Raw genomic sequence first — 14,314 nt, 5'->3', positions numbered from 1 at the left:
CTTGCCGAGGGGCCTAGCATGGGGGCGCCGCAACACAGGGTTACGTACCGATCCGATGGTAGCCTTGCCAGTCTTTCGGTGCTGTGGTTAGCTCGCTAATAATTAGTTTTTCCGGAAAGATCGCTCCATGTATCCCGACCAACACCGCTTCGCCATGCAGCTGGCTCAACTTTCGCGTGGCTGGCGCGCTGAGCTGGACCGCCGTCTGGCAGATCTTGATCTTTCTCAAGCCCGATGGTTAGTGCTGCTGCATCTAGCCCGGTTCGATCACGACCCTACCCAACGTGAGCTTGCACAGAGCGTTGCGGTCGAGGGGCCAACATTGGCGCGGTTGCTGGACAGCCTCGAAGCACAAGGGCTGGTACATCGCCAGCCGGCTCCCGGTGATCGCCGCGCCAAGCTGATCACGCTCGGTGCCCCGGCGCGCCCGCTTATCCAGAGAATCGAGGCGATTTCCACTCAGGTTCGCCACGAGCTTTTCGACGGCATCGAGGAAGAAGACCTGCGCAAGTGCCAGCAAGTGCATGAGCGGATTCTGGCGAACCTGGTTAAAGCCAAGCGTTAACGGCAGCGCTGGCTCGCTCGCGTTTGATGCAAAGGCGACGAGGGATTTGGCCATAACCTAGGTGTGCGATGGCCGCGCCATATGCGACTTTTAAGCTCGTCTGGATAAACGCCCGATTTCAGGCACTGCCTTTCTATACCGTTTGTCTTTTGACGCTAGGCGATGCTTTGTCGATAGTGGCACAATGCCTTTGCGCGTAAACCGACGAACTGCCTCTAATTTCTGCCGCATCAGTCGATAACCGCGTCACAGTTCAGTAATCGAACCGTGGACCGGCGAGGAAGTGCGCCGAGCGCCACCAGCGGAGGTTTCATGGCACTCGGTCGTCGAGTCTTGTTCACAGTGGCCTCTGGCTCGCTGATCTATTCGGGCATGGTTTCCGCCCTGGGGATGGGCAATATCACGCTCAACTCCGCTCTGAATCAGCCACTGAGTGCCGAAATCGAGTTGCTGGACGCAGGCGATCTCAGCGCCGATGACATTCGCGTCGTATTGGCTTCCAGCACCGACTTTGCACGGGTCGGTGTCGAGAGGCTGGCGTTTCTGCAGGATCTGCGATTCACGCCGGTGATCGACGGTAACCGCAGCCGGATCCGCGTTGCGAGCAATAAGCCAGTCCGCGAGCCTTATCTGAACTTTCTCGTCGAGATCACCCGGGCGAAGAGCCGGATGCTCCGGGAATACACCGTTCTGCTCGACCCGATGCCAAGCCCGTCTGAAGTCCCCAGCAGCTTTGTCGTCGATAATTCGCAAGCCGTGGCTTCGCCGGTACCTGCCGTGCCGGTGCGTTTCGTGCCGCCTGCCGAGCTACCTCAAGCGTCTCAGGGTAAACGCCACCGGGTGACAAGTGGCGAGAGTTTGTGGACGATCGCCGGTGCGTATGCCGATGGCTCACAGACGTCACAGGCGCAGTTCATGCGCGACATTCAGGCGTTGAATCCAGATGCCTTTGCCGGTGGTAATGCGGCGCTTCTCAAAGCGGGTGCGCATCTGCTGCTGCCCGATGCAGCAACACAAGCCGCCCCGGCGCCCATCGAGCCCGCTGCGGCGGCGCCGGTCGCCGAGACCATCGTACAGAGCGAGCGGACGCCGGATGCCAATCCAGCTGAGCCCATCACTGCCGATCCGGCACGTGTTGACGATCAGGTAGCCATGCTGCGCCGTCAGCTGTTCGAAGAACTGGCCGCCAGCCGTGAAGAGAATCAGCAGCTCAAGCAGATGCTGATCGACATGCGGCTTCAGCTCGAAACCGTTACAACACAATTGGTCGAGCAGGGGCGACCGCAAGCGATTGATTCGACGGCTGCACACCAATCAGCACCGACGATTACGCCGGAAGAGCAGCCGGTTGCGCAGCCAGTGGAGTCGACCCCAGCCGGGCCTGCGTCGTCGTTCCGATGGCAGGACTGGGCATTGCCCGGCAGTGGAGTATTGATTTCCATGCTGCTGGGTGGCTTGTGGTTCGGTCGGCGTAAAAAAACACAGAGCAAATACCCAGATGCGACGCCCCTGGCCGCGGCGCAGCCGAAGCGCGTACCGCCGGTGGCGGTTGCTGTAGCCGCGGAAATGCCCCGCCAGCCGGCGCATGCATCTGTCAGCGAAACCGACGCGCTCGAAGCGGCCGCCATCTACATCACCTATGGCCGTCGTGATGAAGCGATCGACGTGCTGTCGCGCGGAATCGAGCGGGCACCCGCACAACTTGATATTCGGCTTCGCCATCTCGAGCTTCTTGCTGAGGCCGGCGACATTGCCAGTTACTGCGCGGCTGCCGATGCCTACCTGCACGCGGGTGGCGAACAGGCACAGCTCGATCGGCTGCTCGCGTTGCATCCCGCTTTGGCTTCGGCTGTTGCTGCATCCGCACCAGTAGCATCTGAGACGTTCCTGGATCCGGACATCACGTTTGTTTTGGAGGAATCATTGGCAGCAGCTTCTCTGGAAGCAGCATCCAACCCCGCCAAGAAAACGTCAGTGATGGAATCCGGGCAGGCTTACCCCGCGCAGCCGTTGATTGATGGTTTCGATGAGGTACTGACGCTTGGCGAGCTGACATCGTTGCTCGGCAATGCGGAGCCGGTGGAGTCGAAACCAACCGCGGAGGAGTTGCGACAGCTCGAGCCGAATCCCGAGCACCTGGTCCGCCTCAACCAGGCCGTTGCGTATATCAAGCAGGGCAATATGGAAAGTGCATGCGCCATTCTAGAAACCCTCGCGACTGAGGGTGATGAGGCGCAGCGGCAGCAGGTCAATGAGTTGCTGGCGCAGATTGCCTGACCGTTAGGTACGCTCTAAAAGGCCGGCCGCAGCCAGCCGCAGCGCTTCAGAAGCTGCGGCCGAGATTCATGTACAGCGCGCGCTCAGCTTCGTCATTCAGACCGTAGCTGAAGTTCAGCGGCCCGAGCGGCGTCTCGTAACCGATGAAAACGCTGCCGGCGTTGATATAACCACTGTCGAACGCGTTGTCGTTGTTCCAGGCACGACCGCGTTCCAGCGACGCCCCCAGGTACAAGGGAAAGTCCAGCGGCAGAAACGAACGGGGCGTCATTCGGCGGAAGTAGATCATGCGGGCCAGGCTGATATTCTGACCGGAGACGGCATCCTGCCTGAAGCCCGACAATTGCCGCGCACCCCCAAGTAAAAAGCTTGAGGTGACGATCTCTGCGTCATCCAGGGTGCGTCCGTAGCGTCCGCCAAACACCCACGTATCCAGTCCGAAGCTGACGGCCTTGTCCAGGCGGAACTCCCACTGGCGATAACGCCCATCAGAACCCAGGCTTGGGTCGTACTGGCGAACGGACAGACCGATATCTTCTCCCTCACGAGGGAAGTCGACGTTGTCCACCGTGTCGAACGAATACTGCAGCTGGTAGTAGCCTTCCTCGAAGGAAAAGTCCGGCAGTTGCTGGTCACCGACGCGAACATCGGCTTCACCCCAGGCCTGCCCAACACCGAAACGGATTTCACCGTTATTGGCGATCTGGCGACCCAGGCTCAGCCCATAGCCATAGCGCTGCAGCCGGTACTCGGCGATAGGGTCGTTGTCCAGGATCGCCTCGACATTTTGCGCTTCGGCAAAAAGGTTGGGCGCGACGAACCAGCGCGAACCCGCATCCAGCGGTTGATAGAACTCGCTGAAGAATTCCTGTCGGTCACCAAGTTGCAGGCGCGTCAGCCATTCGGCGCCGAGCTCGTTGATGCCGTTCTTGCGGAAGCTCGCACCGATATTGAAAGCGCTGTCACCGCGAAAATCATCCGAGAGGTTGATACCCAGGCGTAGATAGTCGGTGCCGGAGCGTTTTTCACGGGTGGTGATAACGAGCGTATTGCCTGGATTACCGTGCACGACGCGGTATTCGACCTGCTCGAAGTAGTCCAGGCCGTACAGGGTGCCCATGTCTTTCTGCAGGTCCTGAAGATCCAGCCGCTTGCCCAGCTGCTGACGGATGTGCCGGCGAATCACTGCGTCACCGACTTTCGAGTCGTTCTCGATCCGCACAGCGGTAATCAGCGGGGTACGAGGCTCGGCTGAGCGGGCAAGGCTCAGCGCAAGGCTGCCGCCGCTCTCGCTGCGCATGGCGTTCAGCCGAGCGTCCAACGCGGTGGCCGCACGATACCCGGCGTCGATTAGCGCTTCCGTGCGACCGAAATCGGTCGAACCGAATCCGGCCAGCATCGGTTGCACCAGCAGATCTTCCGGGCGGAGTGTCGCCAGCTGCGCTTCGGAGTTACGTCGGGTCATCATGGTGATCGACTGATTGAGTACATCGACGACAGTGAGCAGTTGCTCACGAGGCTGCAGTGGCGTGCCAATGTCCACCACGATCAGCCGGTCCACGCCCATTTCGCGGGCGACGTCCATGGGAATGTTGTCGACCATACCGCCATCGACCAGCAGACGGCCTTCGATTTCGACCGGGGCGAACACCGCGGGGATCGACATGCTGGCGCGAATGGCCTGAGGCAGATGGCCGCTGCGGAAGATGACTTTCTTGTCGTTGGCAATATCCGTTGCGACCGCGCGGAAGGGGATTGGCAGACGATCGAAGTCACGGGTGTCGCTGGTGTGCACGAGAAGGCGCTCGAGCAGCAGCGCGAGGTTCTGCCCCTGAATGACGCCAAGCGGCAATCCGAGACTGCCGTCGTCGCGAAAGCTGAGTTTGCGCTTGACCAGAAAGTCACGGTCGTCCTGCTTGCGTCGGAAAGGCACATCCTGCCGCGGCGGGTCGTCAGACAGTACCTGCTGCCAGTCGAGGCCGAGTGCCAGCTCTTCCAGTTCTTCCACGCTGTAGCCCGCCGCGTAGAGCCCACCGATGACTGCGCCCATACTGGTACCGGCAATCGCGTCGATGTGCACGCTGTGCTCTTCCAGCGCTTTCAGCACACCGATGTGCGCTAGCCCCCGTGCCGCACCGCCGGAAAGCACCAGCCCAGTACGTGGTTGGGTATCGGCATAGCCTGCCAGGGGCACGAGCAGGATCAGCAGAAAAAGCAGACGAGACATGAAGGCGCATACCGGGCGGAGGAACGTGAAATGGCAGCTATTATAGGCGCCCCGTCAGCTACCGAGCGCCTTGATATGACCGATACCAAACCGGAGATCGTCATCACCTACTGCACCCAATGTCTGTGGATGCTGCGCGCTGCATGGCTTGCACAGGAGCTGCTTTCGACGTTTTCGGATGACCTCGGCAAGGTGTCGCTGGTGCCTGCAACGGGCGGGACCTTTCACATCACCTGCGACGGCGTGCAGATATGGGAGCGCAAGCTGGACGGCGGCTTTCCCGAAGCCAAAGAGCTGAAACAGCGCGTTCGCGATCAGATCGATCCACAACGGGATCTCGGGCATAACGACAGGCAAAGATAGAAGAAGCACCGAATCGAACCCGCAAAGGCTAGCGCGGTTGCGCCGTGCTTTCGCGCGCAAGTATCTGGTAGTCGACGACTAAGACCTCGCGGGACTTTCTGGTGGGCTGCCGTGGCGCTGATGTACCCCGTCACTCGCATTGATGCCGGCGGTCGCCGGGTTGGCGACCGGCTTTTACGGTGTCGGCGTCTAACGTGCTTTTGCGATAGGCGAGGCGGGGTTCGTCACGGCCGGCGTTTTCAGTCGGCTGGTGATGACCGAGGCGAGGATGATCATCGCCCCGCCAGCGAGCATCCCCAGCGAAGGTTGTTCATTAAACAGCCACCAGGCTATCGCAATGCCATATACCGGCTCCAGCGCGAAGATCACCGATGTCGTCCGTGCTTTCAGCACTTTCAGGCTTGCCACGAACAGGCTGTGGGCCAGCCCAGTGCAGAGCACACCGAGCAAGGCCAGCCACAGCCAGTCCATGGCGGGCACTGCCGGCAGTGATGACCATGTAAAAGGCAGCAGGCAAAGCAGGATGATGCCGTTCTGCCAGAGCGCTGCCTGCACCGGGTCCACACCGCGGGTAACCGCACGGTTGAGCAACGAAAGCAGCGCAAACATCAGCCCCGAAAGGATGCCGTAAATCAGACCCAGCGTGCTGTCGCTGGCGAGATCGAATTGTGGCGTAACCAATAGCAGTCCAACACAGACCAGGGCCACCATGCCGAACTCAACCGGGCGGGTGCGCTCGCGGAACAGCAACCCCTCCAGTAAGACCGTAAACGCCGGAAAGCTGGCAAAACCCAATGTGGCGATACCGACACCGGCGATCTTTACGGCGATGAAGAAGGTGAGCCAATGGCCGCCGAGCAACAGACCGCCTAGCAGCAGCCCGGCCCGCTGGCGTGGGCTTGGGGCTGCGCCACCGCTACGCAGGAAATGCGCGGCCAGTAACAGCGCCACGACAGCGAAACCCGCCCGGCCGAGCGTTATGATCACGGGCGCGCTCTCGGCCAGCTTGCCGAACACACCGGACAGCCCAAACATCAGCGCGCCGAAATGGATTGCCAATAAGGCGTTGCGATGCGTCATGGCCTGGCTTCCAGCGGAGCAGGTTGGCGGAAGTTGTGCGGAAGGCGGTGGATGATCTGGTTGTGGTTGTAATGACGCAGGGAAAGAATGGGCGGCATAGTAAACCTCGACTGCATGCGGAGCGCCGGCAGGTATCGATGCGGAATGACCATGTGACCCGAGCCGGGCCAGGCGGTGCTACATGATGACTTTGTCGCGAAGTTTGTCGGCGGCCTGGTTGAGCGCCTGAATGACGCGCTCCTTGTCGAAGTTTTGCACCCCGTTGGTGTCGAGGTACATCGAGAAGCCGGGCAATTCGTGCTCGACGAAGCTGTTGGTGGCGCCCAGGTCGCGACGGAAGTCCACCACCTGGTAGATCTGCACCGGACGGGTGAAACCCTTGACGGTGATCTGGCCTTTGTCGCGGCACATGATCACATCTTTGACCAGCGAATAGGTTTCATGGGAAATGAGAATTTCCCCTGCCTCGGCGGAGCTTTCCAGTCGGCTCGCCAGATTCACTTCGCGACCGATGATGGTGTAGTCCATTCGAGTGTCGGCGCCGAAGTTGCCGACCGTGCAGTAGCCGGTGTTGATACCCATGCGGATTTCCATCGGCTTGGTAATGCCCTGGCCGCGCCACTGCTGGCGAAGGACTTTCATGTGCTTGCGCATGGCAATCGCCATCGAAACCGCTGCCACAGCATCCTTCTTGGCGCCCTGGCTGGTGGGGTCGCCGAAAAACACCATTACGCAATCTCCCACGAACTTGTCGATGGTGCCGCCGTACTTGAGGGTGATCTTCGACATCTCGTTGAGGTAGGTGTTGAGCAGGTCGGTCAGTGCTTCGGCTTCAAGTTCTTCGGACAGCTCGGTGAAGCCTTTGATATCCGAAAAGAACACCGTGAGTTTCTTGCGCTGGGTTTCCAGCCGAACAGTGCGCTTGCCGGAGAAGATCGACTCCCACACTTGTGGAGACAGGTATTTGGCGAGATTGCGCGCCAATCGTGCAGCTTTCGCCTGTTGGGCTTCGAGTTCGCTGCGTGCCTGCGCGAGGCGGATGCCTTGTTGATGCACGTAGTAAGCCGTTACGCACACGTACAGCGTGGTGAGCAGAATGCTGACGGCGGATACCAGAACCGAGCTGGCACCCGCGAAGCGCAAGGGCACCAGCAGACTGGTCAGCCCAACGCCGATGCAGGCCATCAACAACGTCATCAACAAATGACGCAGGCTGCCGACCACCAGCGCGCTGAAACTCAGTGTCAGCAGAAACATCAGGCTTGGCACGAGGCTGCATCCGAGCAGCACGATGCCCGCACCCGCGTTCAGGGCGTCCAGACACAGCAGGGTCTGGGAGGTTGCCTCAGGGTGTTCCCGCTTGAAGCGGTAGCTCAGGTGATAGGCGAAGTGCGGATACAGGAGCGTATAAGGCACCATCCACAAGAGATCGAGCGAAAACTGCTGGGTATAGACACCGGCAGCGAGCGTGGCGGCACAGATCAGATAGGCGAAGACTCGGGCGTAATACTCGCGCAGTGGACGAGTCGCGAGTCCGTTACGTCGTTCACCGCTCACGGTTGACATGATTGCTATCCCTGAAAGATGCCGACGCTCTGGAACGCGCCGTAGGAGGCTGCAGCGCATCGACCAGCGCTGGCGGGTGATCATAACCAAGTCGCCAACACTGCGCCAAACCGCCGATCCATTCCGTGACCGACAGCCGGTGCGGCGCGGCACCGGCTGAGCGACCAGCTTAGAATCGGATCTTTCCGGTGAGCATGTCTTTCAGCATCACCCAGTCGCCGAGAAAGCTGTAGACCGGGTACTGAAATGTCGCGGGACGGTTCTTCTCGAAAATGAAATGGCCGATCCAGGCAAACCCGTAGCCCGCCAATGGCATCGCCAGCAACCATAGCCACTGCTGGCTGATCAAGGCGTAGGCCAGAATTGCCAGGACCAACGAGCTGCCGATGTAATGCAAACGTCTGCAGGTTGGGTTGCTGTGCTCGGCCAGGTAGAACGGATAGAAATCGGCAAAGCGGGTAAAACGTTCGGCGGTTTGCGTGCTCATGCCGCACCTCCTGTCATTGTTGTCGTTGCAGTCTATAACCTTTGGCGCGCCAGGCTACTGACTTCGCGTGCCAGTTTAGTACCCTATCTGCTGACCTTTGCCTGACTGGGTAACTTTGTTTTCCGCGGCTTCAAGCGCTGGTAAGCAATGACAACCGTAAACACCGCGCACAGCGATGAAATGGAGCACGCGGAACTTGTGCTTTCCTGTCATAGCCTTAGCTTGCACATATATGAGCGTGGCGCACCTGCGCCGTTTTCTTGCCGATACCCAAAGGATGACCCGCATTGGCCAGTAGCCTTCTTGCCCTGATCGACGATATCGCTTCGATTCTGGACGACGTTTCCCTGATGACCAAGGTCGCAGCGAAGAAAACCGCCGGCGTGCTCGGAGACGATCTTGCACTCAATGCTCAGCAGGTTACCGGCGTCAATGCGGACCGCGAGCTGCCTGTGGTCTGGGCCGTGGCCAAGGGGTCCATGCGCAACAAGCTGATTTTGGTGCCCGCTGCGCTGCTGATCAGCGCGTTCATTCCCTGGGCCGTCACGCCGCTGCTGATGTTGGGCGGCGCATTTCTCTGTTTCGAAGGGTTTGAGAAGCTGGCGCACCGGTTCCTGCACCGCGATCAGGACCATCATGCGCAGCAAATGCAGGCGTTAGCCGATGAGAACGTCGACATGGTGGCGTTCGAGCGCGACAAGATCAGCGGCGCGGTACGCACCGATTTCATCCTGTCCGCCGAGATCATCGCCATCACGCTGGGTACGGTCGCTGCTGCGAGCTTCGTCGAGCAGATTGCCGTGCTCGCAGGTATCGCAATCATCATGACCATTGGCGTCTACGGTTTGGTTGCCGGCATCGTCAAACTCGACGACGCCGGCCTGGCGCTTAGCAAACGCACCAGTTCTGTGGCGCAATCGATAGGCCGCGGCATTCTCACGGTTGCGCCCTGGTTGATGAAATCTTTGTCGGTGATTGGCACGGCCGCGATGTTCATGGTCGGCGGCGGCATCCTGACCCACGGCTTCAAGGCCATTCACCACTTCATCGAGAACAGCGCAGAGCACACGGTTGCGCTGCCGTACATCGGCTCGGTTCTGGCCGGGCTGTTGCCGACGCTGCTGGACGCCGCCTTCGGTATATTGGCCGGCGGTCTGGTGTTTGCATGCGTCGAGCTGGGCAAGCGGCTGTTCAAGCGCCGCTCCGAAGCCGCCTGATGACGAACCATTACTATCTGGCTAACAAGACCGAAGGAGCGCAGTGAATGAACGAATTCATGCAGGCAGCGATCGAGGAAGCGGAGAAGGGACTCGCCGAGGGTGGCATTCCGATCGGGTCGGTAATCGTCCACCGGGGTCGAATCATTGGCCGCGGCCACAACCGGCGCGTTCAGCAGGGCAGCGCGGTGCTGCACGGGGAGATGGACGCCTTCGAAAACGCTGGTCGGCAACCGGCCAGCGTCTACGCCGAGTCGATCCTCTATACTACGCTGTCGCCCTGTCCCATGTGCAGCGGGGCGATCCTGCTGTACGGCATACCCAAGGTCGTGATCGGTGAGAATCGGACCTTCATGGGCGAGGAGCTGCTCCTACGTGGCCGCGGTGTTGAGGTCGAAGTGCTGCAGGAGGCACGCTGTGTTGAGATGATGCGCGGCTTTATCGCCGAAAGCCCCGAACTGTGGAACGAGGACATCGGCGAAACCTGATCCGGTCAGTGGCGCCAGAATGAAGGGGTCAGCATTACCAGCACGGTGATGATTTCCAGCCGGCCCAGCAACATGCCGAACGACAGCAGCCATTTTGCGGAATCCGGCAAGGTGGAAAAATTGCCGGCCGGACCGATGATCGGTCCGAGGCCGGGACCCACGTTACACACCGCTGAAGCCGCGCCAGTAAGCGCGGTGATCGGATCCAGGCCAAGCAGCGCCAGGCATAGCGCAAGTACGCCGATCGTCATGGTGATAAAGAAAGAAAAGGTCAGAATCGAACGAACAATTTCCTCGTCGAGGTTATGCCCGTTGTACTGCTGGCGGATCACTGCGCGTGGGTGGACTAGTTGCTTCAGGTTCGAGCGCAGCAGGGTGTAAGCGACCTGAAAACGAAACATCTTCAGGCCGCCGGAGGTTGACCCCGAGCAACCGCCGAGGAATGTGAGATAGAAGAACACCATGACTGCGAACCCACCCCATTGGGTGTAGTCACTCACCGCATAACCGGTGGTCGTGATGACCGATACAACGCTGAATGTCACGATCCGCAGCGAGTCGAGAAGATTGTCATCGTGTTTGAACCAATACCACAGACTGAATAACAGGCTCGTTCCGGCGAGCATTACCAGAAACCCACGAACCTGCTGATCCCCAAACAGCGCCCGACGGTCGCCACGAGCGGTGGCCACGTACAGGGTGAACGGCAAACTGCCCAAAATCATGAAGACGATTGCGACCCAGTGCGTGGCTGGACCGAATTTGCCAAGCGACGCGTCGGAGGTCGAATAGCCGCCGGTTGCGACGGTGGACATCGCATGGTTGATCGCATCGAACCCGCTCATTCCTGCCAGCCAGAATGCAACGAAGGCTGCCAGCGTAAACGCAAGGTAGATAACGATCAGGTACTTGCCGGCCATGTGCGAACGCGGCATGACTTTTTCTGACCAATCGGAGGATTCGGTCTGGAACAGCCGCATACCACCAACGCGTAGCAGCGGCAGAATGGCCACGGCCATGCCGATGAATCCAATGCCGCCAAGCCAATGCAGCAGTGATCGCCAAATAAGCAGGCCCGGTGACGCACTGTCGAGTCCCGAGAGCACGGTCGCACCGGTAGTGGTGATACCGGACATGGTTTCGAAGAACGCATCGGTATAGCTGATGTGTTGAATGAGCATGAGCGGCAGGGCGGCGAAGCAGCACACGATCACCCAACTGACGGTAGTCAGGAAATACATGTCGCGCGGACGCAGATTTGTATTGGCTGGGCGGCCGGGGGCAACCAGTGCAAAACCGCAGCCGAAGGTGATCAGGCTGGCCCAGAGAAACGCTTGCAGATCGTCGGTGCGATCAAAGGCGAACAGCGTGATCATCGGAATGACCATGCTGACTGCGAGTGTGATCAGAAAAATGCCGAGAATGAAACCGATGATGCGCAGGGTCGGCAAGGCCATGTGTGTTTGCTGCTCGGCTCGAAAATTGAGGTCGCCATTCTACCCCTGTCGCTGCGGCAGTAAACCGGCGATCGGCGTGCAGAAAAATCTTTTACCGGGCGCCCTGTAGGCCTCTTCCCAAGTTCGCTGCGATGAATAGAATAGCCGCCCGGTGCCGGCCCTTTGCCGGTTTCTGAGTGTTCAGCTCCCATGTCCATCGACAATCCCTGCCTCACGTGCGGCGCCTGCTGCGCGTATTTTCGTGTGTCTTTCTTTTGGGGCGAATGCGCCTCATCCGGTGGTGCAGTTCCCGACAGCGCAACCGTGCAGGTCAGTCCGTTTCACGTCGCCATGCTCGGGACGGAAGCCAAGCCGGCGCGTTGTGTAGGCTTGATGGGCGACGTGGGATGTGGCGTGCGCTGCACCCTGTATGAGCAACGTTCGAGTACCTGCCGCGAATTCGAGGCCTCTTGGGTAGATGGTCAGCACAATGCGCATTGCGACACGGCTCGGGCCGCCCATGGGTTGCCGCCGCTGATGCCGCCACTGGAGCCGCAGCTTTCGCCTGATCGAGTGGCGTAAGACGAACCAGCCAGCGTGGCGATTGCCACGCTACCACTGCCAAACGAACGGCTCGGGGCTCTAGAATGTCCGATTCGTTTTCGGAGGTAGTCGGATGGAAGCTCTCGACCTGTTGCTCAAGCGCGTGTCTGTCACGCGGCTTACCGATCCTGCGCCAACGTCGGCTCAGCTGGACGTGATGTTTCGTGCTGCCTTGCGCGCGCCGGACCACGGCCAGCTGCGTCCTTGGCGGTTCCTGACCATTCAGGGCGAAGCCCGCGAGCAGTTGGGCAAGTTGATGGCTGAGTCGCTGCGTGTGCGCTTGCCTGAGGCGAGCGATGATGCCTTGCTGAAAGCCCGCAAGATGCCGTTGCGCGCGCCGCTGCTGGTGGTGGTCATTGCGCATGTGCAGCCGCACCCGAAGGTGCCTGCTTCCGAGCAGGTGCTGGCTGTGTCATGTGCTGCACACGGCTTGTTGCTGGCTGCGCATGCGCAAGGTCTTGGCGCCGTCTGGCGTACAGGTGATTTCGCTTACGACCCGTATCTGGCCAAAGCGCTGGGATTGACCGGTGATGAGCAGATCCTGGGGTTCATCTACACCGGCTCCCCGGAGGGGACTCTGCGGACCCCGCCGGACGTAGAACCGCAGCATTTTGTGAGTGAGTGGACCGGCGCACGCTAGGTCACTCCGCGTATTGCAGATTCTCGATAGCTGGGTTCAGTGGCAGCTTCAATGTGGCGATGAAACCGCCGTCCGGGTGATTGCCCAGCAGAAGCTCGCCGTTATGCCGTTCGGCGGCTCGGCGGGCAATCGCCAGCCCTAAGCCGTGTCCAGCGGTGGTTTGTCCCGGTGCGCGGAAGAAGGGTTCGCTCAGTTGCGCGAGATGGGCCTCGTCGACTCCAGGCCCTTGGTCGCGGATGCTCAGCAGCAGGTGCTGCGTGTCGCTGCTGGCTCGCAGCTCTATCGGCGCGCCTTCAGGGTTGAAGCGCAGCGCGTTGCGTAACAGGTTGTCCAGCGCGCGCTCGAGCATGTCCGGCCAGCCTTGCAGTTGGGCTTCGGTTTCGACGTAGCTGTCGATGCGCTGATTGGGCGAGACGATGCGAGCATTCTCCTCAAGCTGCTCGAATATCGAGCGCAAGTTGATGGGGTTCGGCGCCCCTGGGTCGGCGTCCAGCCTCGCGAGCTCTAGAATCTCGCTAATCAGGGCTTCCAGACGATCACACTCCTTGGCCAGCCGAGGCCAGATGACCTCACGTTCGGCCGGCGTGGCCCGCTCCGCCAGTGCCAATGCTATGCGCAGGCGTGCCAGCGGCGAACGCAGCTCGTGAGAAACGTCACGCAGCAGTTGTCGCTGGCTGCCGATCAGGCTTTGCAGCCGAGCGCCCATGCGGTTGAAATCCTTGGCAAGCACGCCCAGTTCGTCGCGTCGCGTTGCGAGGCGCGCCAGTGAATTTTGCTGGTAGGTGGTTTGGCCAAGGTCGTGAACAGCGCCGCGAAGTCGATCGAGCGGACGGGTAATGGAAAGGGTCAGTAACAGGCTGAATCCAGTCAGGACTATTAAGGCGATGGCCAGCGCGCTCAGTGGCCAGAACAGGCTGCCTCGGTGCCAGGCCTGCAACTCTTGATTGGGGATGCGATAGATGAACAGGTAGGTATTACCGGTCTCGGGGCTGGTGTAGTCGGTGGTCAGCCGTCGCCAGGGTAGGCGACCGTCACGGTGTTCCTGACGTGCTTCGAAAGCAGCGGCGCGAGCCGGGAAAGTGCCGCGAATAATCGGTTGGCCGTTCTCAGCCAGAACCTGAACATCGACCCCGTAGCGGTTGCGGTGCCGCTCGAGAAGAAACTGTGCAGTGATTGGCCCCTGGCGCTCATAAACCTTGGTCCATACTTCCGCCAGGCCGCTGACGCCAGGGTGACGGTTGAGAATCCATGTGTCCTGGTTGAGCGCATGACCAAGTAGCATGGCCAAGCCTGCTACCAGCGCAATGGCTAGCCAAAAGGTGGCGAGGATGCGCCAGAACAGTGATCGCACCGGTCAGATACTCC

Annotated in this window: 13 protein-coding genes; 7 read left to right on the top strand and 6 right to left on the bottom strand. The window is 60.1% G+C overall.

Annotated elements, in window-relative coordinates:
- Positions 1–127 precede the first annotated feature (127 nt).
- On the top strand, positions 128–565 hold the full coding sequence (locus BUE09_RS08150) for a MarR family transcriptional regulator (RefSeq protein ID WP_073300443.1): 438 nt from the start codon (positions 128–130) through the stop codon (positions 563–565).
- Positions 566–877: 312 nt separating this feature from the next.
- The gene (locus tag BUE09_RS08145; RefSeq protein WP_073300441.1) at positions 878–2,842 is read left to right on the top strand and encodes a FimV/HubP family polar landmark protein; all 1,965 of its coding nucleotides are present in this window, start codon (positions 878–880) and stop codon (positions 2,840–2,842) included.
- 46 nt (positions 2,843–2,888) lie between these two features.
- Here BUE09_RS08145 and BUE09_RS08140 read toward each other — a convergent pair whose 3' ends face one another.
- On the bottom strand, positions 2,889–5,069 hold the full coding sequence (locus BUE09_RS08140) for a patatin-like phospholipase family protein (RefSeq protein ID WP_073300440.1): 2,181 nt from the start codon (positions 5,067–5,069) through the stop codon (positions 2,889–2,891).
- Positions 5,070–5,144: 75 nt separating this feature from the next.
- On the opposite strand from BUE09_RS08140, the gene BUE09_RS08135 reads away from it, so the two are divergent.
- Positions 5,145–5,432, top strand: a complete 288-nt coding sequence (locus BUE09_RS08135) for an Rdx family protein (RefSeq protein WP_073300438.1) — start codon at positions 5,145–5,147, stop codon at positions 5,430–5,432.
- Positions 5,433–5,621: 189 nt separating this feature from the next.
- Here the strand turns inward: BUE09_RS08135 and BUE09_RS08130 are convergent, their stop codons facing one another.
- The 3 genes from BUE09_RS08130 to BUE09_RS08120 all read right to left on the bottom strand — a co-directional run bounded on the left by BUE09_RS08130 (position 5,622) and on the right by BUE09_RS08120 (position 8,565).
- Positions 5,622–6,512, bottom strand: a complete 891-nt coding sequence (locus BUE09_RS08130; protein WP_073300436.1) for a DMT family transporter — start codon at positions 6,510–6,512, stop codon at positions 5,622–5,624.
- Positions 6,513–6,689: 177 nt separating this feature from the next.
- Positions 6,690–8,078, bottom strand: coding sequence for an adenylate/guanylate cyclase domain-containing protein (locus BUE09_RS08125; protein WP_073300434.1), 1,389 nt, complete (start codon positions 8,076–8,078; stop codon positions 6,690–6,692).
- Positions 8,079–8,247: 169 nt separating this feature from the next.
- Positions 8,248–8,565: an Mpo1-like protein gene (locus tag BUE09_RS08120; protein WP_073300431.1), complete on the bottom strand. Its 318-nt coding sequence runs from the start codon at positions 8,563–8,565 to the stop codon at positions 8,248–8,250.
- A gap of 287 nt (positions 8,566–8,852) precedes the next feature.
- On the opposite strand from BUE09_RS08120, the gene BUE09_RS08115 reads away from it, so the two are divergent.
- Both BUE09_RS08115 and BUE09_RS08110 read left to right on the top strand, forming a co-directional pair.
- A complete protein-coding gene (locus BUE09_RS08115) occupies positions 8,853–9,782 on the top strand; it encodes a DUF808 domain-containing protein (protein ID WP_073300429.1) in 930 nt (309 codons plus the stop codon).
- Between the two features lie 47 nt (positions 9,783–9,829).
- On the top strand, positions 9,830–10,270 hold the full coding sequence (locus BUE09_RS08110) for a nucleoside deaminase (RefSeq protein WP_073300427.1): 441 nt from the start codon (positions 9,830–9,832) through the stop codon (positions 10,268–10,270).
- Between the two features lie 5 nt (positions 10,271–10,275).
- Here the strand turns inward: BUE09_RS08110 and BUE09_RS08105 are convergent, their stop codons facing one another.
- Positions 10,276–11,727, bottom strand: a complete 1,452-nt coding sequence (locus tag BUE09_RS08105; RefSeq protein ID WP_073300425.1) for a TrkH family potassium uptake protein — start codon at positions 11,725–11,727, stop codon at positions 10,276–10,278.
- 189 nt (positions 11,728–11,916) lie between these two features.
- Here BUE09_RS08105 and BUE09_RS08100 point away from each other — a divergent pair, with 189 nt between their 5' ends.
- Complete coding sequence (locus BUE09_RS08100) at positions 11,917–12,288, top strand: YkgJ family cysteine cluster protein (RefSeq protein WP_073300423.1); 372 nt, start codon at positions 11,917–11,919, stop codon at positions 12,286–12,288.
- A 94-nt stretch (positions 12,289–12,382) separates the two neighbouring features.
- Positions 12,383–12,949: a nitroreductase family protein gene (locus tag BUE09_RS08095; protein ID WP_073300421.1), complete on the top strand. Its 567-nt coding sequence runs from the start codon at positions 12,383–12,385 to the stop codon at positions 12,947–12,949.
- A gap of 1 nt (position 12,950) precedes the next feature.
- Here BUE09_RS08095 and BUE09_RS08090 read toward each other — a convergent pair whose 3' ends face one another.
- The gene (locus BUE09_RS08090; protein WP_073300420.1) at positions 12,951–14,300 is read right to left on the bottom strand and encodes a sensor histidine kinase; all 1,350 of its coding nucleotides are present in this window, start codon (positions 14,298–14,300) and stop codon (positions 12,951–12,953) included.
- Positions 14,301–14,314 lie beyond the last annotated feature (14 nt).

The organism is Stutzerimonas xanthomarina DSM 18231 (assembly GCF_900129835.1).
Classification (GTDB): domain Bacteria; phylum Pseudomonadota; class Gammaproteobacteria; order Pseudomonadales; family Pseudomonadaceae; genus Stutzerimonas; species Stutzerimonas xanthomarina.
The sequence above is the reverse complement of the archived record's forward strand: the minus strand, read 5'-3'. Positions and strand labels throughout refer to the sequence as shown.